The sequence below is a fragment of the Diaphorobacter ruginosibacter genome, assembly GCF_040396215.1.
In the GTDB taxonomy this organism is placed as follows: domain Bacteria; phylum Pseudomonadota; class Gammaproteobacteria; order Burkholderiales; family Burkholderiaceae_C; genus Diaphorobacter_A; species Diaphorobacter_A ruginosibacter_A.
On record NZ_JBEBOW010000050.1, the window covers coordinates 1 to 22,731 of the forward strand.

At 65.6% G+C, this 22,731-nt stretch carries 20 protein-coding genes and 2 tRNA genes; 8 read left to right on the forward strand and 14 right to left on the reverse strand.

From position 1 onward, the window contains the following. Positions 1-204: 204 nt before the first annotated feature. From ABWP92_RS08325 to ABWP92_RS08335, 3 genes are all read right to left on the reverse strand, one after another. Complete coding sequence (locus tag ABWP92_RS08325) at positions 205-1,140, reverse strand: NUDIX hydrolase (protein ID WP_353234912.1); 936 nt, start codon at positions 1,138-1,140, stop codon at positions 205-207. A 10-nt stretch (positions 1,141-1,150) separates the two neighbouring features. After that, positions 1,151-2,245, reverse strand: coding sequence for a redox-regulated ATPase YchF (ychF, locus tag ABWP92_RS08330; protein ID WP_353234913.1), 1,095 nt, complete (start codon positions 2,243-2,245; stop codon positions 1,151-1,153). Between the two features lie 348 nt (positions 2,246-2,593). Beyond that, positions 2,594-3,472 carry an MOSC domain-containing protein gene (locus ABWP92_RS08335; protein ID WP_353234914.1) on the reverse strand — a complete coding sequence of 293 codons (879 nt, stop codon included), beginning with the start codon at positions 3,470-3,472 and terminating at the stop codon, positions 2,594-2,596. A gap of 109 nt (positions 3,473-3,581) precedes the next feature. Here ABWP92_RS08335 and ABWP92_RS08340 point away from each other — a divergent pair, with 109 nt between their 5' ends. From ABWP92_RS08340 to miaB, 8 genes are all read left to right on the forward strand, one after another. After that, positions 3,582-4,730: an FAD-dependent monooxygenase gene (locus ABWP92_RS08340; RefSeq protein WP_353234915.1), complete on the forward strand. Its 1,149-nt coding sequence runs from the start codon at positions 3,582-3,584 to the stop codon at positions 4,728-4,730. 78 nt (positions 4,731-4,808) lie between these two features. Next, positions 4,809-5,525 (forward strand): DsbC family protein, encoded by a 717-nt coding sequence (locus ABWP92_RS08345; RefSeq protein WP_353234916.1) that lies wholly within the window; start codon positions 4,809-4,811, stop codon positions 5,523-5,525. A gap of 91 nt (positions 5,526-5,616) precedes the next feature. Beyond that, a complete protein-coding gene (locus ABWP92_RS08350; RefSeq protein ID WP_353234917.1) occupies positions 5,617-7,404 on the forward strand; it encodes a M61 family metallopeptidase in 1,788 nt (595 codons plus the stop codon). Between the two features lie 141 nt (positions 7,405-7,545). After that, positions 7,546-8,325 (forward strand): enoyl-CoA hydratase, encoded by a 780-nt coding sequence (locus ABWP92_RS08355; RefSeq protein ID WP_353234918.1) that lies wholly within the window; start codon positions 7,546-7,548, stop codon positions 8,323-8,325. 25 nt (positions 8,326-8,350) lie between these two features. Continuing rightward, a tRNA-Met gene (locus tag ABWP92_RS08360) sits at positions 8,351-8,427 on the forward strand. Positions 8,428-8,473: 46 nt separating this feature from the next. Then, positions 8,474-8,550 (forward strand) — tRNA-Met (locus ABWP92_RS08365). A 174-nt stretch (positions 8,551-8,724) separates the two neighbouring features. Further along, a complete protein-coding gene (locus ABWP92_RS08370; protein ID WP_353234919.1) occupies positions 8,725-9,108 on the forward strand; it encodes a hypothetical protein in 384 nt (127 codons plus the stop codon). Positions 9,109-9,306: 198 nt separating this feature from the next. Then, a complete protein-coding gene (gene miaB / locus ABWP92_RS08375; RefSeq protein WP_353234920.1) occupies positions 9,307-10,647 on the forward strand; it encodes a tRNA (N6-isopentenyl adenosine(37)-C2)-methylthiotransferase MiaB in 1,341 nt (446 codons plus the stop codon). A 19-nt stretch (positions 10,648-10,666) separates the two neighbouring features. Here the strand turns inward: miaB and ABWP92_RS08380 are convergent, their stop codons facing one another. The 11 genes from ABWP92_RS08380 to ABWP92_RS08430 form a co-directional block, all read right to left on the reverse strand. Next, positions 10,667-11,956, reverse strand: coding sequence for an amino acid deaminase (locus ABWP92_RS08380; RefSeq protein ID WP_353234921.1), 1,290 nt, complete (start codon positions 11,954-11,956; stop codon positions 10,667-10,669). A gap of 56 nt (positions 11,957-12,012) precedes the next feature. Continuing rightward, positions 12,013-12,453, reverse strand: coding sequence for a rhodanese-like domain-containing protein (locus ABWP92_RS08385; RefSeq protein ID WP_353234922.1), 441 nt, complete (start codon positions 12,451-12,453; stop codon positions 12,013-12,015). A gap of 50 nt (positions 12,454-12,503) precedes the next feature. Beyond that, positions 12,504-13,382: a M48 family metallopeptidase gene (locus ABWP92_RS08390; RefSeq protein WP_353234923.1), complete on the reverse strand. Its 879-nt coding sequence runs from the start codon at positions 13,380-13,382 to the stop codon at positions 12,504-12,506. An 18-nt stretch (positions 13,383-13,400) separates the two neighbouring features. Beyond that, positions 13,401-14,147 (reverse strand): lysophospholipid acyltransferase family protein, encoded by a 747-nt coding sequence (locus tag ABWP92_RS08395; RefSeq protein WP_353234924.1) that lies wholly within the window; start codon positions 14,145-14,147, stop codon positions 13,401-13,403. A 65-nt stretch (positions 14,148-14,212) separates the two neighbouring features. Next, entirely contained in the window at positions 14,213-14,791 is a 579-nt protein-coding gene (gene gmhB / locus ABWP92_RS08400; RefSeq protein WP_353234925.1) for a D-glycero-beta-D-manno-heptose 1,7-bisphosphate 7-phosphatase, read from the reverse strand. 72 nt (positions 14,792-14,863) lie between these two features. Continuing rightward, a complete protein-coding gene (glyS, locus tag ABWP92_RS08405) occupies positions 14,864-17,032 on the reverse strand; it encodes a glycine--tRNA ligase subunit beta (protein ID WP_353234926.1) in 2,169 nt (722 codons plus the stop codon). Positions 17,033-17,072: 40 nt separating this feature from the next. Further along, positions 17,073-18,029, reverse strand: coding sequence for a glycine--tRNA ligase subunit alpha (gene glyQ / locus ABWP92_RS08410; protein WP_353234927.1), 957 nt, complete (start codon positions 18,027-18,029; stop codon positions 17,073-17,075). A 130-nt stretch (positions 18,030-18,159) separates the two neighbouring features. Continuing rightward, entirely contained in the window at positions 18,160-19,380 is a 1,221-nt protein-coding gene (gene fabB / locus ABWP92_RS08415) for a beta-ketoacyl-ACP synthase I (RefSeq protein ID WP_353234928.1), read from the reverse strand. Then, a complete protein-coding gene (gene fabA / locus ABWP92_RS08420; protein WP_502907484.1) occupies positions 19,377-19,901 on the reverse strand; it encodes a bifunctional 3-hydroxydecanoyl-ACP dehydratase/trans-2-decenoyl-ACP isomerase in 525 nt (174 codons plus the stop codon). The genes fabB and fabA overlap by 4 nt, the downstream gene beginning before the upstream one ends. A gap of 184 nt (positions 19,902-20,085) precedes the next feature. Next, positions 20,086-21,657, reverse strand: coding sequence for an apolipoprotein N-acyltransferase (gene lnt, locus ABWP92_RS08425; protein WP_353234929.1), 1,572 nt, complete (start codon positions 21,655-21,657; stop codon positions 20,086-20,088). A 24-nt stretch (positions 21,658-21,681) separates the two neighbouring features. Next, positions 21,682-22,557: a CorC family transporter gene (locus ABWP92_RS08430; RefSeq protein WP_353234930.1), complete on the reverse strand. Its 876-nt coding sequence runs from the start codon at positions 22,555-22,557 to the stop codon at positions 21,682-21,684. Positions 22,558-22,731 lie beyond the last annotated feature (174 nt).

A 22,731-nucleotide genomic window follows, 5' to 3' on the forward strand; every position in this document is an offset into this window, starting at 1 on the left:
AGCGCCATGCGCACCAGGGGCTCCAGCATCACGTCGGGAAGCGGCGGGACAGGCAGGGCTTTGCTCTCTTTAATGCTCATTTTGAGTATATAAATCCAAAAAAAGAAGGCGCCACGGCGCGAGGAACTTATGCTAATCAGGAGCATAAAGAAAGTCAACAAGGACGGGCACCGCCAGCCCCGGACGCCGGACGCCGGACGCGAGTCAGCCTCTCGCCAGCGGCAGCTTGTTGCCCGACATCGCGCGCTCCAGCACCACGTTGCGCCGGAAGCGAAACAGCTTCGCGGGCCGCCCGGCTGCTCCCAGCGCCATCTGCCCCGTCTCCTCGACGAGCGCCTGCTGCTCTATCTGGCGACGGAAATTCTGCTTGTGCAGACCGCGTCCCGCCAATGCCTCGACCGTCTGCTGCAGTTGAAGCAGCGAAAACTCGGGCGGCATCAACTCGAACACGACCGGGCGATACTTGATCTTGGCGCGCAGGCGGGCCATGCCGGTGGCCAGGATGCGCCTATGGTCCTGGCCCATGCTTGCGCCCGGCAGCAGCTCTTCGCGCGGGGACTGGATGCCGTAGTGGCGCGATTCCTGCACCAGGCCGGCCTCGAACAAAAGCTCGTAACGCTGCAGCACCAGCTCCTCGTTCCACGCGTTGTCCTCCAGCCCGAACATCACCGCCATGCGTTGCGCCCGATGCTTTCTGGATGCCGCATCGCCGGCGGCCCGCGCCCATTCGCGCAGCCGCGGAAGAATGATCCCGGCGACCAGGGCGGGTTCGCCCTCGCGCGAGTCTTCCCACGGGAAATAGTGGTACCAGTCGCGCCAGCCGGACAGCGCCGCGCCGCCACCGCCCTCCTCCCGGGTCAGTCCCAGGTAGCTGATGGAGATGGCCCGCATGCCCAGCGCCTCCGAGCGATCACGATCGGGAAACGTGTAGAGCTGCTCCACATACCCCAGCGGATGATGCGTCTGGCTCTCCACCCATTCGCGCAGGCTCGCCTGAAGCGACCTGTGCCCCGCCGTGAACGGCCCCGCGGGCAAGGCGTGTCCTTCCCGAGTGGTGAGAACGCGCGGCTGGCCGGAAGTCACGGCCACCAGCACCGCCACCAGATCGGCCTGTACGAAGTGTGGGTCTTTCTTGCTCAAGAAATTTGTGTCAGACGTTGAACAGGAAATTCATCACATCCCCGTCCTTGACCACGTACTCCTTGCCCTCGGCGCGCATCTTGCCCGCATCCTTCGCGCCCTGTTCGCCCTTGTATTGGATGAAGTCGTCGAACGAGATGGTCTGCGCGCGGATGAAGCCGCGTTCGAAGTCGCCGTGGATCACACCGGCCGCCTGCGGCGCGGTGTCGCCCACGTGGATGGTCCAGGCGCGCACTTCCTTCACGCCGGCGGTGAAGTAGGTCTGCAGGCCCAGCAGCTTGAAGCCCGCGCGGATCAGGCGGTTGAGGCCCGGCTCCTCCAGGCCCATCTCCTGCAGGAACATGTCGCGGTCTTCGTCGCCCATTTCGGACATCTCGGCCTCGATCTTCGCGCAGATGGCCACGACCGGCGCGCCCTGCGCAGCGGCGTATTCCTTGAGGCTTTCGAGCAGCGGGTTGTTCTCAAAACCGTCCTCGCTCACATTGCCGACGAACATCGCGGGCTTGGCGGTGATCAGGCAGAAGGGCTTGAGCAGCGGCGCGTCTTCCTTGCTGACAGGCACCGTGCGGGCGGGCTTGCCCTGGTCGAGCGCCGCCTGGATCGGCGTGAGCAGCGACACCAGCTTGGCGGCTTCCTTGTCGTTGCCCGATTTGGCGGCCTTGCTGTAGCGGTTGAGCGCCTTCTCCACGGTGGCGAGGTCGGCCAGGCACAGTTCGGTCTGGATGACCTCGATGTCGGCCACCGGGTCGACCTTGTTGGCCACGTGGATCACGTTCGGATCCTCGAAGCAGCGCACCACGTTGACGATCGCGTCCGTCTCGCGGATGTGCGCGAGGAACTGGTTGCCAAGGCCTTCGCCCTTGGACGCGCCAGCCACCAGGCCGGCAATGTCCACGAACTCGACGATCGCGGGCACGACCCGCTCGGGTTCGACGACTTTTGCAAGTTCCTTCAAGCGCGGATCAGGCACTTCCACGACGCCCGTATTGGGCTCGATCGTGCAGAAGGGATAGTTCTCGGCGGCAATGCCGGCCTTCGTCAGCGCGTTGAAAAGAGTGGACTTGCCCACATTGGGCAGGCCCACGATGCCGCATTTGAGGCTCATGGAAATTCCTTTTTAAATCGACCCCTTGCACATTGCAGATGCCCCATACCGGCATGAGTGCGGACGCCCGGGCCGGCCTCGCATACGGGGTGTGGGGAATGTGTCGGGCTTGCCGAGGACCTTGTCCTCGTTTTGCCAAGGGAAACTCATGCCGATTGTACTGATCACCGAATCCCGGGGGCTTCGCTCCGGGCAATGGGCAGGATTGGCCGTGATCCCCCGGCGGGAGTCGATGGGCGTGATGCATTGGCAGCGATCAGGCTTCACTGTGGGGGACCGTCTTGCCAAGCATTTCTGGCCGGGCCGGGCCGCTGCGGACGGCCACGCGCGCGGGCGCGGGCGCGGCGTTCAGGCGAAGCTCAGATTCGCGCCCACGCGCTGCCCGACACGCAGCACCTGCCCTTCGCCGCGCAGCGTGATCGCATTCATTCCGAAGGTGAGAGCGCCGTTCATGCGCGGGTCCTGGCGGTACTGGCGCAACATGCCGTTGACCTGCGAGCCCGTTTCGGCATTGTCCGGATTCACGTCAGGCATGGGGCAGCGGGTGCAGGGCTTGGCCATGCGCAGTTCCACGGCTTCTTCCTGGGCGGCGATGACAAGCGAATCGATGCGATCCTCATCGTGCGGCTGGACGCCGTCGATCACGAGGTTCGGGCGGAAACGGCGCACCTCCACCACCGCCTCGCCAGCGCCTGACAGGCGTTGGTTCAGTTCGTCGATCGAGGCGGTGCTGGTCACCAGCATCGGAAAACCATCGGCAAACTGGGTGATGGCTTCCACCTCGCCGGTCCATTGAGGATCGACGATGCGGCGGTATTGCGGGTCGAACCGCACCAGGCGACAGGGCACGCCGAGAAAGCGCGAGAACCAGTCGGCCGCGGCTTCGCCCATGTCGCGCGCAGCCACCGTATCGCGCCAGACCCGCGCACGGGTTTCCGCGCCTCCGCACGGCAGGGCGCAAGCGGGCAGCCGTAGCTGCGGCATGCCGGGCGCGTCGAGCAACAGTTCGTCGCCAGCTAGAGCCGGCTGGATCAGCACCATGCGCGGCAACTCGCGCTGGGTGCGCAGGGCGCCGTCCATGTCCGTCACCATCCATGCCCGGTCCCACTGCAGTCCGCTGGCGACCAGCCTGGCCTCCCGCACGGCAATGCCCGCGCAGGACTTGACGGGATAGATGAACAGGTTGCGGATCGTTCCCGCGAGGTCGTGTTCCGTCTCGAATTCCATATCTGCGATTCCAGTTTCAAGGCTGCCGCGCATCCTCGCGGATGCGCCGTCAGGACAGGGATTCTGCCTTCTCGCGGGGCGGGTGCGCCGTCCCTCCTACAATTCCCTCATGGCGCAATCATTTGACGTTTGTATTCGCGGTGCGGGCATCGTGGGCCGCACCCTGGCTTTGCTGTTGGCTCGGGAGCGGCTTCGCGTCGCCCTGGTCGACACCGAGGGCGCGCATGCGCCCTCGCACTCCGACGTGCGCGCCTATGCGATGAACGCCGCATCGCGCGCCGTTCTGGAATCAGTGCGCAGTTGGCCCGATCCCGAACATGCCACCGCCGTCCTGCAAATGCAGGTCCACGGCGACCAAGGCGGCGCCGTGACGTTTGACGCCGGGCGCCAGCAGGCCGAGGCCATGGCCTGGATCGTGGACGTGCCCGCGCTGGAGCGGCAGCTCGCTGACGCCACGCGCTTTCAGCCGCTGGTGGAAGTGGTGAAGGAGCCCGCCGCCGCGCCGCTGACGGTCGTCTGCGAGGGCCGCGCGAGCAAGAGCCGCGCGCAATGGGGCGTGGAATTCGACGTCACCCCCTATGGGCAGACCGCGATCGCCACGCGCCTGCGCTGCGAGCGCCCGCACAGCCAGATCGCCCGGCAATGGTTCACCGCCGACGGCGGCATTCTCGCGTTTTTGCCGCTGGAGGGCGCTCAGGGGAACTCCGTGGCCGTTGTCTGGTCCATCCCTCACGATCAGGCGCGGCACTGGCTGCAGGCCGATGGAGCGGCGTTCGCGCTGAGACTGCAGGAAGTGAGCGAGGACAGCCTGGGATCGCTGGAACTGACAGCGCCGCGCGCATCATGGCCGCTTCAGCACGCGCAGGCGCGCCGCTGGTGCGGTGCGATGCCGGGGGCGGCGGCCGGGCAGCAATGGGTATTGGCCGGCGATGCCGCACACACGGTGCATCCGCTGGCCGGCCAGGGGTTGAACCTGGGCCTGGGCGACGTCACCGCGCTGGCGCGCATCCTCGGCGAGCGGGCCAGTTGGCGCGGCGTGGGCGACATGCGCCTGCTGCGGCAATACGAGCGGGAGCGCAAATCGGCCCTGCTGCCGCTGGGCACCACCATGGATGCGCTGCAGCAGCTGTTCGCGCGCCATGAATCCCCCCTGCAGGCCCTGCGCAACTGGGGCATGCGAGGATTCGAGATGAGCGGCCCGCTCAAGGAATGGGTGGCCCGGCAGGCCATGGGGATGCAGCCACCGGCAAGGCGCTGACCTTCGCGCACCCGCCGCCGGACATGAATGAATTTGTTGATGTTTTGAATTGGGACTGTCGAGTTGATGAAAACCACCATGAAATTAGTCACTACCTTGTTGGCGGGCGCCGCATTGCTGGCGAGCGCCGGCGCATCGGCTCAGGAAGCGGCCATCCGCAAGTCCCTGGCGGACCGCATTCCGCAACTGCAGAACATCGACGAAGTGGTCGCCACTCCGATGAAAGGCCTGTATGAAGTACGCGTTGGCACCGACGTGTTCTACACCGACGCCACGGGCAACTACCTGATCCAGGGCGAGCTGATCGACACCAAGGCGCGCCGCAACCTGACGGAAGACCGCATCAACAAGCTCACCGCCATCGACTTCAGCGCCCTGCCCACGGCCGATGCCTTCACCATCGTGCGCGGCAACGGCAAGCGCAAGATCGCCGTGTTCGAGGATCCGAACTGCGGCTACTGCAAGCGCTTCGAGAAGGACATGCAGAACGTCGACAACATCACCGTGTACCTGTACCTCTACCCCATCCTCAGCCCCGATTCCGCCGAGAAGAGCCGCAACATCTGGTGCTCGAAGGACCGCGCCAAGGAATGGGAAGAGCATATGCTGCGCGACAAGACCACTGCGGCGGCGAGCTGCGACACGGCGGCCATCCAGCGCAACCTGGCCCTGGGCCGCAAGCACAAGATCACCGGCACGCCCACCATCATCTTCGAGGACGGCACGCGCGTGCCGGGCGCCATCAGCTCGCAGGAAGTGGAAAAGCGCCTCACCGCGATCGCCGCCGCCAAGTGACCGCATCGCCGCGGCACCGGACCAGGCCTGGCGCCCAAGCGCCCGGCCTTTTTCTTTGCGGCACCCGCATGCCGGACAGGAGAGAGACACCATGACCATAGCCACACCCGCCGTCTACTTCCGCGTGGAGCCCACCGATCCGCACACCCATCTCTTCAATGTGACGATGGTGGTCGCGCGCCCCGCCGCCCGGCAGGAGCTGGCGCTGCCCGTGTGGATTCCGGGCAGCTATCTGGTGCGCGAATTCTCCAAAAACCTACAGCAGCTGAAGGCGCGGCAAAACGGCGAGGAGGTAACGCTCCGTCAGCTCGACAAGCACCGCTGGATCGCCTCATGCGCCAGGAACCAGCCGCTCACGCTCACCTACCAGGTGGCGGCGTACGACCATTCCGTGCGCACCGCCTGGCTCGACGGCTCGCGCGGGTTCTTCAACGGCACCAGCCTCTGCCTGCGCGCGGTCGGCCACGAGGACAAACCGCACGGCATTGATATCGCGCCACCCGCGCGCATCAAGGGCTGGCAGGCAGCGACATCGCTCACGCCGGTGAAGGTCAACCGCGCGGGTTTCGGCACCTATGCCGCCGCCAACTACGACGAGCTGGTGGACAGCCCCGTGGAGCTGGGCAGGTTCTGGAGCGCCCGCTTCACCGCATGCGGAGTGCCTCACCGCATCGTCGTGGCGGGAGCCGCTCCCACCTTCGACGGCGAGCGCCTGGTGGCGGACACGCGCCGCATCTGCGAGACGGAGATCCGCTTCTGGCACGGGCGGCGCAAGCCCGCGCATGCGCACTACCTGTTCATGCTGAACGTGGTGGACGATGGCTACGGCGGGCTCGAACACAAGAACAGCACCGCCCTCATCTGCGGCCGCCGCGACCTGCCTCGCGTGGGCGAGAAGCAGGCGCCCGAAGGCTACAACACCTTGCTCGGCCTGATCAGCCATGAATATTTCCACACCTGGAACGTCAAGCGCATGCGGCCCGCGGAGTTCGCGCGCCATGACTACGACGCCGAAAACTACACCGGGCTGCTGTGGTTCTTCGAGGGCTTCACCAGCTACTACGACGACCTTCTGCTGCGCCGCGCCGGACTCATCGATCACGCAGCCTACCTGCGGCTGCTGACCAAGACCATCAACCAGGTGCAGCAGACTCCCGGCCGCAAGGTGCAATCCGTTGCCGAAGCCAGCTTCGACGCCTGGGTCAAGTACTACCGCCAGGACGAGAACACGCCCAACTCCACCGTGAGTTATTACACCAAGGGCTCGCTGGTGGCGCTGTGTCTCGATCTGGCGCTGCGCCAGCACGGCAAGGCCACGCTGGATGACGTGATGCGCGGATTGTGGCGGCGCACCAGGGGCGGCCCCATGTCGCTGGATGACGTGCTGCAGGTGCTTCACGATCTCACCGGCAGGAGCTGGGCCGGCGAGATCCAGCGCTGGGCCTACGGCACCGATGACCTGCCGCTCAAAGAACTGCTGGCAAGCCAGGGCATCGCCATGCAGCCGGACACGGCGGCCCCGGCGCAGCGGCTGGGCATGCGCGTGCAGGAAGGCGCCGTCGGCATCGCCGTCAAGGCGGTGTTGAGCGGCGGCCCTGCCGAACAGGCAGGCTTCATGGCGGGCGACGAATGGCTGGGCATCGAGCTTGCCGATGGCGACGCCTGGCGCCTGCACAGGCTTGACGACCTGGCGCTCTACGCGGGCGCGGCCCGGCGCGCCACCGCCCTGGTCTCACGCGATCGCCGGTTGCTGAGACTGCCGATCGCGCTCCAGCCCGCAGCCTCTCCCACAGCCATGCCGGACACGGTGCGCCTGAACGTGGACGATGCGGAACTGGCCAGGAACTGGCTGCGTGAAGAGAACCCCGGCGCCGCATGAGCGACCCAAACACCGACAGATGATTCGCACTTTCCGCCTTTGGGGCGGATGGCGCGGATCGGCCTTCGGCGCGCTTCGGTATAGTGACTGCTTTCCTTGCGCATTACCGCGCACCACTGATCAGACACTCTGGAGATAACCGTGGCCTACGAAATGATTGAAGTCCGCACCGAAGCCGGAAAAGTCGGCGTGATCACGCTGAACCGCCCCAAGGCGCTGAATGCGCTGAACGACCAGCTCATGAACGAACTGGGCGAGGCCCTGCGCGCGTTCGACGCGGACGAGAGCATCGGCTGCATCATCCTCACCGGCAGCGAGAAGGCGTTCGCAGCGGGCGCGGACATCGGCGCCATGGCCAGGTACAGCTTCGCCGACGCCTACAAGGGCGACTACATCACCCGCAACTGGGAGCAGATCCGCCAGATCCGCAAGCCCGTGATCGCCGCAGTGGCCGGCTACGCGCTGGGCGGCGGCTGCGAGCTCGCCATGATGTGCGACTTCATCATCGCGGCGGACAACGCCAAATTCGGCCAGCCTGAAATCAAGCTGGGCGTCATTCCCGGCGCGGGCGGCACGCAGCGACTGCCGCGCGCCGTCGGCAAGTCCAAGGCCATGGACATGGCGCTCACTGGCCGCATGATGGACGCCGCCGAGGCCGAGCGCTCCGGCCTGGCAAGCCGCGTCGTGCCGCTCGACAAGCTGATGGAGGAAGCCCTGGGCGCGGCCCTTCAGATCAGCGATTTCTCGCAAATCGCCGTCATGGCCGCCAAGGAGTCCGTGAACCGCTCCTTCGAAGGCACGCTCTCCGACGGCGTGATGTTCGAGCGCCGCCTGTTCCATGCGCTGTTCGCCACCAACGACCAGAAGGAAGGCATGGATGCGTTCGTGAACAAGCGCAAGGCCAGTTTCTCGAACAATTAAATCCTGGGCTATAATATTAGTCTCCGGTCGTATAGCTCAGTTGGTTAGAGCGCAGCATTCATAATGCTGATGTCGAAGGTTCAAGTCCCTCTACGACCACCATATTCAGCCCGCAGCTCCTTCCGGTCCTGTGGGCTTTGTGAATCCAGGTCGTATAGCTCAGTTGGTTAGAGCGCAGCATTCATAATGCTGATGTCGAAGGTTCAAGTCCCTCTACGACCACCAGTCAGGAAAGCCACGCGCCACGCGTGGCTTTTTTCATGGCGGCGCCGGCACGTCCACGCCGCCCCGTGGTTCTCCCTTCTGCGCCCCTGCCGTGCCCGCGCGGATAGAATCACCGCACCTCTCAGCCTCTGGATGTACACCATGAACCGCTGTTTCAAGCCACATTTGCTCCACTTGAAGCCACAGACAACAGCACGCCACTTCGCCGCCGCGATCGCCTGCGCCCTGTTCGCCCTGAGCGCCACGCCCTCCGCGATGGCCCAGCAGAGCGCGGTGATGGAAAACGCCGTTGCCCGGAATTTCCCCGCCAGCTCGCAGCGCGGCGAACTCACCGTCACGAGCACGGTGGAAGGCACGGTGGGCTCGACCAGCTACCGCCTAGCGCCCGGCCTGCGCATCTTCAACCAGCAAAATCAGTTGGTGTTCGCCCATTCGGTCGTGGGCAAGAAACTCGATGTCCGCTATCTCGTCGAGACCAGCACCGGCATGCTGCTCACGGTCTGGATACTGACGCAGAACGAAATCGCCAAGGAGCCCAAGAAGGGCTGGTTTCAGTAGCAGCAGCGCTGCAAGGCCACGCGCGGGGACGGACCAGCCTGGCGGCGGCGGCGGGCCCGCCCACGCCGCGCATCCATCCGCCGTGAGCGGCGCGTTCTTGCCTTCCCCCATTTCCACGATTGCCCGGGCCGATGCAAGCACAGCCAGCCGATGGCTCGCTCCGCCTTCACCGCGTCCACCTATTTCCAAGTGATTGCCATGTCCAAGAAAGTCTTTATCAAAACCTTCGGCTGCCAGATGAACGAGTACGACTCGGACAAGATGGCCGATGTGCTGGGCGCCGCCCAGGGGTACGAACCCACCGACGATCCGGAGCAGGCCGACCTGATCCTGTTCAACACCTGCTCGGTGCGCGAGAAGGCGCAGGAGAAGGTATTCAGCGATCTGGGCCGCGTCAGGCACCTCAAGGAGAAAGGTGTTCTGATCGGCGTGGGCGGCTGCGTCGCGAGCCAGGAAGGCGAGGAGATCATCAAGCGCGCGCCGTTCGTCGACGTGGTGTTCGGGCCGCAAACGCTGCATCGCCTGCCCGAGCTGCTCGACGCCCGCGCCGCCAAGGCCAAGCCGCAGGTGGACATTTCCTTCCCCGAGATCGAGAAATTCGACCACCTGCCCCCGGCGCGCGTCGAGGGCGCATCGGCATTCGTATCGATCATGGAAGGCTGCTCCAAGTACTGCAGCTACTGTGTGGTGCCGTACACGCGCGGCGAGGAAGTCAGCCGCCCGTTCGAGGACGTGCTGGTGGAGGTCGCCGGACTGGCCGACCAGGGCGTCAAGGAAATCACGCTGCTCGGCCAGAACGTGAACGCCTACCTGGGCAAGATGGGCGAGACGAGCGAGATCGCCGACTTCGCGTTGCTGCTCGAATACGTGGCGGAAATCCCGGGCATAGAGCGCATCCGCTTCACGACCAGCCACCCCAACGAATTCACGCCGCGCCTGATCGAGGCCTACGCGAAGCTGCCCAAGCTCGTGAGCCATCTGCATTTGCCGGTGCAGCACGGCAGCGACAAGATCCTCATGGCGATGAAGCGCGGCTACACCGCCATGGAATACAAGAGCACCGTGCGCAAGCTGCGCGCGATCCGCCCCGACCTGGCGATGAGCAGCGACTTCATCGTCGGGTTCCCGGGCGAGACGGAGGAGGACTTCCAGAAGATGATGAAGCTGATCCATGACATCCGCTTCGACAACTCCTTCAGCTTCATCTTCAGCCCGCGCCCCGGCACGCCCGCGGCCAATCTGCACGACGACACGCCCCACGAAGTGAAGCTGCGCCGGCTGCAGGAGCTGCAGGCCGTCATCAACCGGAACATCAAGGACATCAGCGAGGAGCGCGTGGGCACCGTGCAGCGCCTGCTGGTGGAAGGCGTCTCCAAGCGCGACGGCAGCGAGCTGATGGGCCGCACCGAATGCAACCGCGTGGTGAATTTCCCCGGCAACGAACGCCTCATCGGCCAGATGATCGACGTGCGCATCACCGAGGCGCGCACCTATACGCTGCGCGGCGAAGTGATGATCGGCGAAGGCCCGACGGCCTGAGTCCGGGCGCGGCGGCGGCCTAGAAGCGCGTGTGGATCGCGCCGCTCACCCGCCCGTCATCTTCGACGATGGGCATCCAGCGCCATTTGTCGAACGTGGTGCAGGGATGCGATATGCCAAGCTCGATGCGGTCTCCCACGGCGGGCGTCGTCCCGGCGGGATCGAAATTCAGATAGGCATGCTGATCGTTGAGCGCGGCGATCGTCCATGATCCCGGCGCGGCGGCGGCCGTGCGCTGCGCCTTGCGGGCGATGGCGAGCGGCACCGGCATTTCCAGGTCGTGGGAAATATCGCGCCGCCCGCAGGTGAGCAGCGCAAGGCCCGGCTCGGGAACCGATTGCACCATGGACCATACGCTGAGCGCGGGTCGCAGCGAATCGTCCAGCCCTTCGCGCTGCTCCACATTCCTGAGATAGCGGGTATAGCCGAGATGGTCGTGCGTGATGTAGCAACCCGCGCGCAACACCCCGCGCACCGGACGCGACAGCCCCTGTGTGCGCAGGAACGGGATCACGAGATCGAACACCGCCGATCCGCCCGCCGTCAGCAGGATGTGGTCGGCATCCCGATGCCAGAGGCCGCCCGTGTCGCAAGCGCGGGCGACATCCGCGACGCGGCGCACCAGCGCGGTCACTTCGCGGGCATCGTGCCCACTGTCGCAGTTCGCCAGATTGCCTTCATAGACTTCCACTCCGCCCAGGCGCAGCGCGCCCGATCGGGAGATCGCCTGCGCCACCGCGACGGCTTCTTCCTGCGTTCTGCAGCCTGTGCGCTTGCCTGGAATGCCCATCTCCAGCAGCACGTCGAACTGTCGGGCGCTTGCGCGGCGCGCGGCCCAGTCCTCGATCAGTGCGATCTGCGCGAGCGAATCGACCAGGAACCAGATGCGCAGATCCCCGGTCTGCGCGAGCAGGCTGTCAAGCGCGTCCAGGTCGGCGTCGCACACCACCTGATTGGCGATGATGATGCGGCGCGCCCCACAGCCGACACCGACGCTGGCCTGATAGGCCGTCGCGAACGTGATGCCCCAGGCGCCCGCCACGAGCTGGGCCGCCAGCAGTTCGGGCGACATGGTGGTCTTGCCATGGGGCGCGAGCAGCACGCCCTTGCGCTGCGCGTAGTCCTGCATCCATGCGATGTTGTGCTCGAGCGCCGTGCGCTTGAGCACCGCGATGGGAAACGGAAGATCATCGGCCAGCACGTTCCAGTTCCGCGAGGCGATGTCACTGGCGCGGCATGCCTTGCCTGTGAGTGGAAAGCCCTTGCAGTCAGGCCCGAGCATGAGCTCGGAAAACGGATGGATGCCCATGGGCGCTCCTGAAGAAAACACGGAAGACGACGGCGCGGGCCCTGCCGTCACTGATGTCACTGATGCCAGGGCAGGCCGTGAAAGCGCCAGCCGCCCATGCGATTGCGCTGGCCGTTGGCATCCAGGTCGCCCTCGAAGCCGCCCAGGATGTTGTAGGCCTCGATGCCCAGCTCCGCCGCGCGTTTGGCCGCGGCAACCGAGCGCACGCCGCTGCGGCACAGCAGCACGGCCTTGCCGCCCGCCGGCACCGCCGCGCGCAGCATCTCGTCGAATGCAGGGTTCATCGCCATGCCGGGCCATTGCTTCCAGGCCACGGCGATGGCGCCAGGCACCTGGCCGACCCATTCGCGCTCGGCGTCGGTGCGCACGTCGATCAGGACCGCCCGTCCCTCCTGAACCCACTGCCATGCCAGTTGCGGGCTCACGTTGCCCGCGTAGCCGTCCGCCGGTTGTGCCTGCTCCGGGCCTGGAGCCGAATTGTGATGCGAGGTAGTCATGGGCTCATTCTGGCAGAAGCCGCAGCAGCGCACCATGCCCGCATCCGGGCTCAATCCCAGGAGGGAGTAGCCTCGTCCTTCAGGCTGCGGCGCAGCTCCTTGTAATCCGGCACCACCGTGGCCACGGTGTCCCAGAAACGCGGCGAGTGATCCATCACGCGCAGATGCGACAGCTCGTGCGCCACCACATAATCGATCACCGAGGGCCGAAAGTGCAGCAGCCGCCAGTTCAGGCAGATCGAGCCGTCGGAGCGCGCGCTGCCCCAGCGCGTCTGCGCGCTCGACAGCCGCAACCGGGTCCAACGCACATTCAACTGCGGCGCGAAGTGATCGAGCCGCGCGATGAAGTGCGCACGCGCCTGCCGGAGCAGCCATGCATGAACCGCGTCACGAATCTTGGCCGGGTCTGCGGCAAGCGGCAACGCGACATGCAGTTCGCGCGTAGCGCCCTCGGACGGCGCATCGACCAGAGCCGCGCCGCGCTCCTTGAACCGGTGGCCGGCATCGAGCACGATGGTGAGCGGCTCGCCCAAAAACGGGAAGACCGCCCCGTTCTTCCACTCGATCCGCGCATCCTGCCTGCGTTGCTGGCGCAATTGCGCGTCACCGAGCTTGCGCAGGATCCAGGCCGATTTTTCCTGCAGTGCCGCGTCGATTGCCGTCAGCGTGACCCATGCGGGCGCCCTGACGGAAAGCCCGTCCGCATCCACCACGAAACCGATGCTGCGCCGACGCGCCCGCTGCAGCAGGTACGCCACGCGCGCCTCGCCCAGAAGCACTTCCCGGTTGGCCTGCGGATGCCCGAAGGAGGCGGGGAAAAGAACACTGCGCAGCGGTGCAGCGGGCGCGGCCTGCACAGGAACCGACGCGGGGCGCGGAGCGGGCTCGGCACTGCCCGTGCCAAAGAATTCCAGCGCCAGTTGAATCAAGCCCTGCCCCACTTTGGCTTACTGCCCCGGCGGGTAGGCTTCGGGGTCGAGGCGGCGCATCTCGGACTCGATCCAGTCCTGCGCTTTCTTCGTCAACTCGTCCTGGGTCAAGCCCTCGGGCGAAATCTGCGGGCCGATGGAAACATCCACGATGCCGGGCCGCTTGGTGAAGGGCTTCTTGGGCCAGACCCGTGCCGACGTCACGGCAATGGGGACGACCGGCACGCCCGCGCTCACGGCAAGACGCGCGCCGCCGCTCTTGTACTGGCCCGCTTCACCACGCGCCACGCGCGTGCCTTCCGGGAACATGATGACCCAGGTTCCCTGCGCCAGCAGCTTGCGCCCCTGCTGCAGCACCTTGGCGAACGCGCGGCTGCCCTGGCTGCGGTCGATGTGCACCATGTCCAGGCTGCCGATCGACCAGCCGAAGAACGGGATTCTCAGCAGCTCTTTCTTGAACACATAGGCCAGCGGGCGCGGCATGATCGCCGGCATCAGAAAGGTTTCGTAAGTGGACTGGTGCTTGCACAGCAGCACCACGCCCTGTCCGGGATCGGTGGGGAGATTCTCCATTCCGGTGACCCGCCGCCGGATGCCGAGCATCGGCCCCGCGCTGTTGACCGACAGTGCCAGCCACGCCCGCGCGATCGCGTACACGGTCTCTTTCTTCGCGCCCGTGAAACGCGCTATCAGCAACACCAGCGTGTAGGGGACCACGGTGACGGCCATCCACAACAGATGAAGGACGGAACGGATGAAAGCCATAGTGTTGAATCAGTCTCTTAAAGTAGTGTTGCGCCGCGGGGCTGGTTCGGGATGCGCCGCAAAACTCAATGCAGGGATGCTGCCTTGGCAGTCTGTACGGTCGCGATGAAGTCCACGAAGGCGTTCAGGTCGGCATGCGCGCGCGTGCCTTCGGGCCACGGCGCGGTCGGTTCACGGGACGCATCCAGATGCCCGGACATGCCGGAACACACCAGGTGCAGTTGCTGGATCCCCAGGGCGGCGGCGGCCTGCAGGTGCGACGGACAATTGCCCACGGCCACCATCTCGCCGTGCTCGACGCCATAACGGTCGCGGATCTGCTCCATCAGCCCGGGCGCGGGTTTGCGGCAGCCGCAGTGCTCGGAGTCCGCATGCGGGCAGAAGAACACCGCGTCGATGCGGCCGCCAAGCGCCGCCAGCATCTTGAGCATCCGCGCATGGATCGCGTTGAGCGCATGCACGTCGATCACGCCGCGTCCCAACCCCGGCTGGTTGGTGGCGACCACCACATGCCAGCCGGCGCGCGACAGGCGCGCCACGGCCTCCAGGGCGCCGGGAATCGGCATCCATTCATCCGGTGTCGTGATGTATTCGTCGCCAATGGCGTTGAGCGTGCCGTCGCGGTCGAGGATGGCAATTTTCATGGCTTAGATTATGCGGCCTGAGTGCATATCCATTGTCCACGCATCCCCGGCCCGCGTCATGCCAGGCTCTGGTCAGGCCAGCCGCGAGAGATCGGCCACGCGGTTCATCGCCACGTGCAGCGACTTCAGCAGGCCCTGGCGGTTCAGGCGCATCGCCTCTTCATCGGCGTTCACCATCACGTCGTCGAAGAACCGGTCCACCGGCTCGCGCAACGCGGCCAGCGTCCGCAGACTGCCCGTGTAGTCGCCTTCGGCGAACCTCGCGTCGGCCTGCGGCACGGTCTGCTGCATGGCGGCGTAGAGCGCCTGCTCCGCGGGCTCCAGCAGCAGCTCCGCGTTCACGTGCGCATCCACGTTCCCGGCCTTCTTTAGGATGTTGCCGATGCGCTTGTTGGCCGCCGCGAGTGCGGGCGCCTCGGGCAAATCGGCGAACGCACGCACCGCTTGCAGCGCCTTGGGAATTTCTCCCCAGGGAACACTGGCGGCGATCACAGCATCGGCTTCCTGGGCGCTGTAGCCCTGCTCGCGCAGATAGCCGGCCAGGCGCTCGTTGATGAATTCCAGCAGTTGCGCATTGCTCTTGTCGGCATCGGGCAGCAGCGCGCCAAAGCTCTGCGACGCGGCCTTGAGGATGCGCGGCAGGTCCAGCGGCAGCTCTTTCTCGATCAGCATGCGGATCACGCCCAGCGCATGGCGGCGCAGCGCGAACGGATCGCGGTCGCCGGTCGGCAGATTGCCGATGCCGAACATGCCGACCAGCGTCTCCAGCTTGTCGGCCAGCGCGACGACCACGCCCACGTTCTCGCGCGGCAGCTCGTCGCCCGCGAAGCGGGGCTTATAGTGGTCCTCGATGGCCTGGGCCACCTGCACGGACAAGCCGTCGTTGGCGGCGTAGTAGCCGCCCATGATGCCCTGCAGCTCGGGGAACTCGCCCACCATGTCGGTCACCAGGTCGGTCTTGGCGAGCATGGCCGCCGTGTCCACGCTCTCCAGCAGATAGTCTTCGGCGATTTCGCCTTCCACGCTGCCAAGCTGCTCCGGGTGCGCCTTGGCGATCGCGTCGAACAGATCGTGAGCGATCGCCTTGGCGATTGCACGCACGCGCTGCATGCGCTCGCCCTGCGTGCCGAGCTTGTTGTGATAGACCACCTTGGAGAGGGCATCGACACGCGAGAGCAGCGTCTTCTTGCGGTCCTGGTCGAAGAAGAACTTCGCATCGGCCAGGCGCGGGCGCACCACGCGCTCGTTGCCGCCGATCACGGCGCTCGCATCCGACGGGCTGATGTTGCTGACCACCAGGAACTGATGGGTCAACCGGCCCTCGGCGGACAGCAGCGGGAAATACTTCTGGTTGGCCTTCATCGTGAGGATCAGGCATTCCTGCGGCACGTCGAGGAACTCCTTCTCGAACTCGCAGACCAGCACGTTCGGGCGCTCGACCAGCGCGGTCACTTCGTCAAGCAAGGCGTCGTCCTCGATCGCGCGCACACCGCCGCCCACACGCTCGGCGGCCGCCTTGAGCTGCCGCGCGATCTCGTCGCGGCGCTCGGTGAAGCTGGCGATGACCGCGCCCTGCTCGCGCAGCAGGCTGGCATATGCGTCGGCGCTGTCGAACACCACCGGGTCGACGCTCGCCTCGAAACGATGGCCGTGCGTGCTGTTGCCCGCGCCAAGACCCAGCGCGTTCACCGACAGCAACACCTGCGTGCCGTGCATGGCGACCAGGCCATGCGCCGGACGCACGAAGTTCACGCTGCTCCAGCCATCCTGCAACTGATAGCGCATGACCTTGGGGATGGGCAGCCGGGCGATGGCCTCGTCCAGGGCCTTCTGCACGCCGTCGGTGAGCTGCGCGCCCTTGGCCGTGCTGTGGTAGTAGAGGATGTCGGCCTTGCCGTCGTTGACGCGCTCGAGCGCCGCGACGGCGGATTCATCCGCGCCCAGGGCGTTGAGCTTCTTGAGCAGCGCGGGCGATGCCTTGCCTTGGGCATCCAGGCCGACCGCGACCGGCATGAGCTTTTGCGACACTGCCTTGTCCGGCGCCTGCGGCAGCACTTCGGTGATGTGCGCGGCCAGGCGGCGCGGCGAGGCGTAGGCCGTCAGGCGCGAGTCCGGCGACGCCAGGCCCTGCGCCTTGAGCTGCTCGAACAGCACGCCCGCGAACGCATCGCCCAGCTTCTGCAGCGCCTTCGGCGGCAGTTCCTCGACAAACAGCTCGACAAGAAGATTCTGTGTGGTCATGTGAATATCTCTTTGCTCTTCTCTTTTTTTCCGCGCCGCCTCAGGCAGCCTTCTTGCTGTTGTGCTGCTGCTCGGCCTTGGCGATGTCGGCCAGCACTTCGTCGGCCCAGGCCCTGGGCGCCATCGGGAAGCCCAGGCGCGCACGGCTGTCCAGATAGCTCTTGGCCACCGATCGGGCGAGGTTGCGGATGCGGCCGATGTAGGCGGCGCGCTCGGTCACCGAGATCGCGCCACGCGCGTCGAGCAGGTTGAATGTGTGGGCGGCCTTGAGCACCTGCTCGTAGGCGGGCAGTGCGAGCTGCACCTCCATGAGATGCTGCGCCTGCTTTTCATGCGCGCCAAAGGCGGTGAACAGGAAGTCGGCATCGGAATGCTCGAAGTTGTACGCCGATTGCTCCACTTCGTTCTGGTGGAACACGTCGCCGTAGCTCAGCTTGCGGCCAGAGCCGTCATCGGTCCAGACCAGGTCGTACATGTTCTCCACGCCCTGCAGGTACATCGCCAGGCGCTCCAGGCCATAGGTGATCTCGCCGGTCGCGGGCTTGCAGTCGATACCGCCCACCTGCTGGAAATAGGTGAACTGCGTCACTTCCATGCCGTTGAGCCACACCTCCCAGCCCAGGCCCCAGGCGCCGAGCGTCGGGTTCTCCCAATCGTCCTCGACGAAGCGGATATCGTTCCTCTTCAGGTCGAAGCCCAGCGCCTGCAGCGAGCCCAGGTAGAGCTCCAGGATGTTGTCCGGCGCCGGCTTCAGGACCACCTGGAACTGGTAGTAGTGCTGGCCGCGGTTGGGATTCTCGCCATAGCGTCCGTCCTTGGGGCGGCGGCTGGGCTGCACATAGGCGGCCTTCCAGGGCTCGGGGCCGATCGCCCTGAGGAACGTGGCGGTGTGCGATGTACCGGCACCCACTTCCATATCGTAGGGCTGCAATAGCGCGCAGCCCTGGTCTGCCCAATACGACTGCAATTTCAGGATGATTTGTTGGAAGGTCAGCATGACGGGTTATGGCTTTTGGCAGCCCTCGGGCTGCGAGATGGATGCGCCTTTTCGAGCGCGAACCTTCGATTTTAGGCGCGAGCAACGAAAACGGGGACCGAAGTCCCCGTTTCAGCCGATTCCGGCAGGATTATTTGCCGTCCCAGCGGCGCAGCACCAGCGAGGCGTTGGTGCCGCCGAAGCCGAAGCTGTTGGACAGCGCCTGGCGGAGCGGCGCGTCGCGCGTCTGGGTGACGAGCGGCATGCCTTCGGCGGCCGGCTCCAGTGTTTCCACGTTGGCGGAACCGGCGATGAAGCCCTTGTTGAGCATGATGAGGCAGTAGATCGCTTCCTGCACGCCCGTGGCGCCCAGCGAATGGCCGGTGAGCGATTTGGTCGAGGAGAACGGCGGCACCTGTTCGCCGAACACTTCGCGGATCGCGCGCAGCTCGGGCACGTCGCCCACCGGGGTCGAGGTGCCATGCGTGTTGATGTAGTCGATGGGGCCGTCGATACCCTCGATGGCCTGGCGCATGCAGGCCATCGCGCCGGTGCCCGAGGGCGCGACCATGTCCTCGCCATCGCTGGTCGCGCCAAAGCCGACCACCTCGCCGAGGATGTTCGCGCCGCGCGCCAGCGCATGCTCCAGGCTCTCCAGGACCACGGCGCCGCCACCGCCAGCGATCACGAAGCCGTCGCGGTTCGCATCGTAGGCGCGGGATGCCTTCTCGGGCGTGGCGTTGTACTTGGCGGACATCGCGCCCATGCCGTCGAACAGCAGCGCCATGCCCCAGGAGAGCTCCTCGCCGCCGCCGGCGAACATCACATCCTGCATGCCCCAGGCAATCTGCTGGGCCGCCGCGCCGATGCAGTGCGCCGAGGTGCTGCAAGCCGAGGTGATCGAGTAGTTGATGCCCTTGATGCCGAAGTTGGTCGAAAGGCATGCCGAGACGGTCGAGCTCATGCAGCGCGTGACCTGGTACGGCCCCACGCGGCGGATGCCCTTGCTGCGCAGCGTGTCGGCGGCTTCGATCTGGTTGGCCGGAGACCCTCCGCCCGAGCCCATGATGAGGCCGGTGCGCGGGTGCGACACCTGCTGCGGCGTAAGGCCCGCCTGCCCGATCGCGTCCGTCAGCGCAATGTGCGCGTAGGCTGCCGCATCACCCATGAAACGCAGCTGCTTGCGGTCGATGCGCTCTTCCAGGTTGATCTGCGGGATGCCCGCCACCTGGCTGCGCAGGCCCAGTTCGGCGAACTCTGGCATGGCCTTGATGCCTGAACGGCTTGCGCGCAGCGATGCTTCCACCGTCTCGAGGTCGTTACCGATGCACGAGACGATGCCCGCGCCCGTGATCACCACGCGCTTTTTCATGCTTGAGCCCCCTGGCCGTTGCCCTCACGCATGAAAAGGCCCACGCGCAGGTCATTGGCCACGTAGATTTCCTTGCCATCGGCGAGCAGACGCGCATCGCCAATGGCCATATTGAGCTTGCGCTTGATGACACGCTTGATGTCGATTTCGTAAGTCACCAGTTTCACGTCCGGGCCGACTTCGCCGGTGAACTTGACCTCGCCCGCACCCAGCGCGCGGCCACGGCCCGGCAATTGCAGCCAGGTCAGGTAAAAGCCGATCAGTTGCCACATGGCGTCCAGGCCCAGGCATCCGGGCATGACCGGATCGCCCTGGAAATGGCAGGCGAAGAACCACAGGTCCGGATTGACATCCAGTTCGGCCACGATCTTTCCCAGTCCATGCGCACCGCCATCGGCATCGATGTGGGTGATACGGTCAAACATCAGCATGGGAGGCAGAGGCAATCGCCCGCTGTCCGGCGTGAACAACCGGCCTTCGCCCGAGGCAATCAGTTGTTCATAGGAAAAAGAATCAGCCATTGTCAGTCATTCTCCAGACGGCACCGAGCCGTCATCGTGGTCCACTGGAATTTGAATCCAGCCGCATACATTCTGCAAAAGGCCATCATTATCAAGGGTTGAAGTAGCCTAACCGCAACTTGGGGCCAAGAAACCCGCCAGAACGCCCGTAAGTTTCATGATTTTGGTGAATGCGCAACACTGCTTACACACGTTTGCAGCAACGCCACGCCACGAGGGCAGCCAGCAGGCCCACCGCCCACAGGGGCCAGAGCCCGAAGCGGCCCACCCACCATGCGTAAGGCGTGACGGCTCCGAAATTCCCCTGCACCTCGGCCAGCAGCACGCCACGCCTGTCGCGCGCGAGGCTGTGGGTCACCTGGCCCCGGTGATCGATGACCGCGGTGGCTCCGGTATTGGTCGCGCGCACCATGGGCCGCTCGAATTCCAGCGCGCGCAGCCGGCTGATCGCAAGATGCTGGTCGATCGCCAGCGAATCGCCGAACCAGCCGATATTGCTCAGGTTCACCATGAGTGTCGGCGCGGCGGCCGGGTCCACGAAGCGCGCGCCAAGTTCCTCGCCGAAAAGGTCTTCGTAGCAGATGTTGGGCGCAATCCGCTGGTCCTGGAACAGGAACGACGGCTGCCCCACGGGGCCGCGATTGAAATCGCCCAGGGGAATGCTCATCAGCTCGGTGAACCAGCGAAAGAACGGCGGGATGAATTCACCGAACGGCACCAGATGGTGCTTGTCATACTCGTATGGCTGCTGTCCGGGAGCGAAGCCCAGGACGGAATTGGTGTAACCGTTTGTGAAATCACCCAACGGAATCCCCACCAGCAGGGCCTGATCTCCGCCTGGCCGGACGTAGCGTTCGGTCACCATGTCCAGATAGCCGGATGGCAGTTGCTTGGGGAGCAGCGGGATCGCGGTTTCCGGGGCGACGACCAGCGTGGCGGTCGCATCGCGCAGGCGTCCCGCATACCATTCGAGCGCCATGGGAATGCCGCTACCGGCCTGGAATTTCTCGTCCTGTGGAATCTGCCCCTGGAGCAATGCCAGTCGAACCGGTGGGTGCTCTTTTTGCGCATCGATCCGCTGCAGCGCCAGTTGGCGCTGGTAGCCCAGCGCGCCCCAGACGATCAGCACCGCCAAACACCCCAGCCACCATGAGCGATTGCGCAGATCGCGCTTGCTGAAAAACGCTGCCGCGCAGGCGATGAAGGCGGCGGCAAAGCACATTCCATAGACGCCCACCGTGCGGGCCAGCACCGACAGCGGCCCCCGCACATGCGCATATCCGGCCGCGCCCCACGGAAACCCGGTCCACCACTGGCCGCGCGCGAGCTCCGCGAGCATCCACAGCGTGGCGAAAAGCGCCGCCGCCATCCATCGGTTGGCAGGCTGGCGCTTGCGAAAGAACCAGATGGCGAAGGCGTAGTAGCTGCCCAGGAACGCCGCCAGCGCCAGCACGGCGGCGGCTGCCAGCGGCGCGGCCAGGCCTCCGTAGGTGTGCATGGAGATGAATAGCCACCAGAACGTGCCGCACAGCCAGGACGTGGAGAACAGCCAGGCCAGCAGCCCGGCGCGGCGGGCCGTCGCCGCCTTGAGAACCACGCCGGCCAGCGCGGCCAGCGATACGAGTTGCAGCCACCACAGGGGCTGCCCGCCCCAGGGCCAGGCAAGCGAGGCCGCCTGCAGTATCCCCGCGACCGCCGCGATCAGCCACGGCAGCCGCCCCGCGGCGCCGGGACGGAAGATGTCCGGACTACTCATGCGCTGCTGTGCGTCATGGCCCCGTCAGGCGCCTTCCGGATCCGCCACATGCGGCGAGACCTTGAACCAGCGCACCGCCCCGCCCTTGGAGTGCAGCACGACGAAGCGCAGCCCGCCCATGTCGAAATGCTCGCCCTTGCGCGGCACGCGGCCCAGTTCGTGGGCGATCAGGCCGCCGATGGTGTCGAACGACTCGTCCGGGTCGCTACTGTGCAGCTTCACGTTGAAGGCTTCCGCCACGCGCTCGATGGAGGTATCTCCGCTCACGCGGTAGGTCTGGTCGGCCAGGCCGAAGATGTCACCGTCTTCCTCTGGTTCGTCGAACTCGTCCTCGATCTCGCCGACGATCTCCTCGATCACGTCCTCGAAGGTGACGAGCCCCGCGATGCGGCCGAACTCGTCGATCACGATCGCCATGTGGCTGCGCGAATTGCGGAACTCGCGCGAAAGATCGTTCAGCCCCTTGCTTTCTGGAACGAACAAGGCGGGCCGCACCATGGTGCGGATATTCAGGCTGGGTGAGCGCGAGAGCTTGAGCAGGTCCTTTGCCAGCAGCACGCCGATGATGTTGTCGCGCTCGCCCTGGTAGACCGGAAAGCGCGAATGCGCCGTGCGGATCACCTGCAGGATCAGCTCGTCGATGGGAACGTCGATGTCCAGCAGATCCATGCGCGGCGCCGGCACCATCACGTCGCTGGCCGTCATTCCGGCCATGCGCAGCACGCGCTCCAGCAGCACGCGCGTGTCGGCATTGATGACCTCGCCATCCTCGGCCTCTGCCATGGCCGCGACCAGTTCATCCGTCGTGTTGGGGCCGGGATTGATGAACTCCAGAACGCGTTGCAGGAGGGAAAGCTTGTCATCCTTGTCTGAAGGACGCGCGGAATGCGGGTCTGACACGGTCGTGTATGCAGGACGTGCGGTAGTGGAACTGTCCTCTAGGATAGCGGAAGATGAATCCCCCCTGTGGCGCTTCGCGCCTTCCCCCCTGAGGGGGGACACCGCCTTCGCCGCGAGGCGGCTCTTGCTCGGCGGTTGCTGGCTTGGCCTGCTCCGCGGCCTTCTGACTGGGGG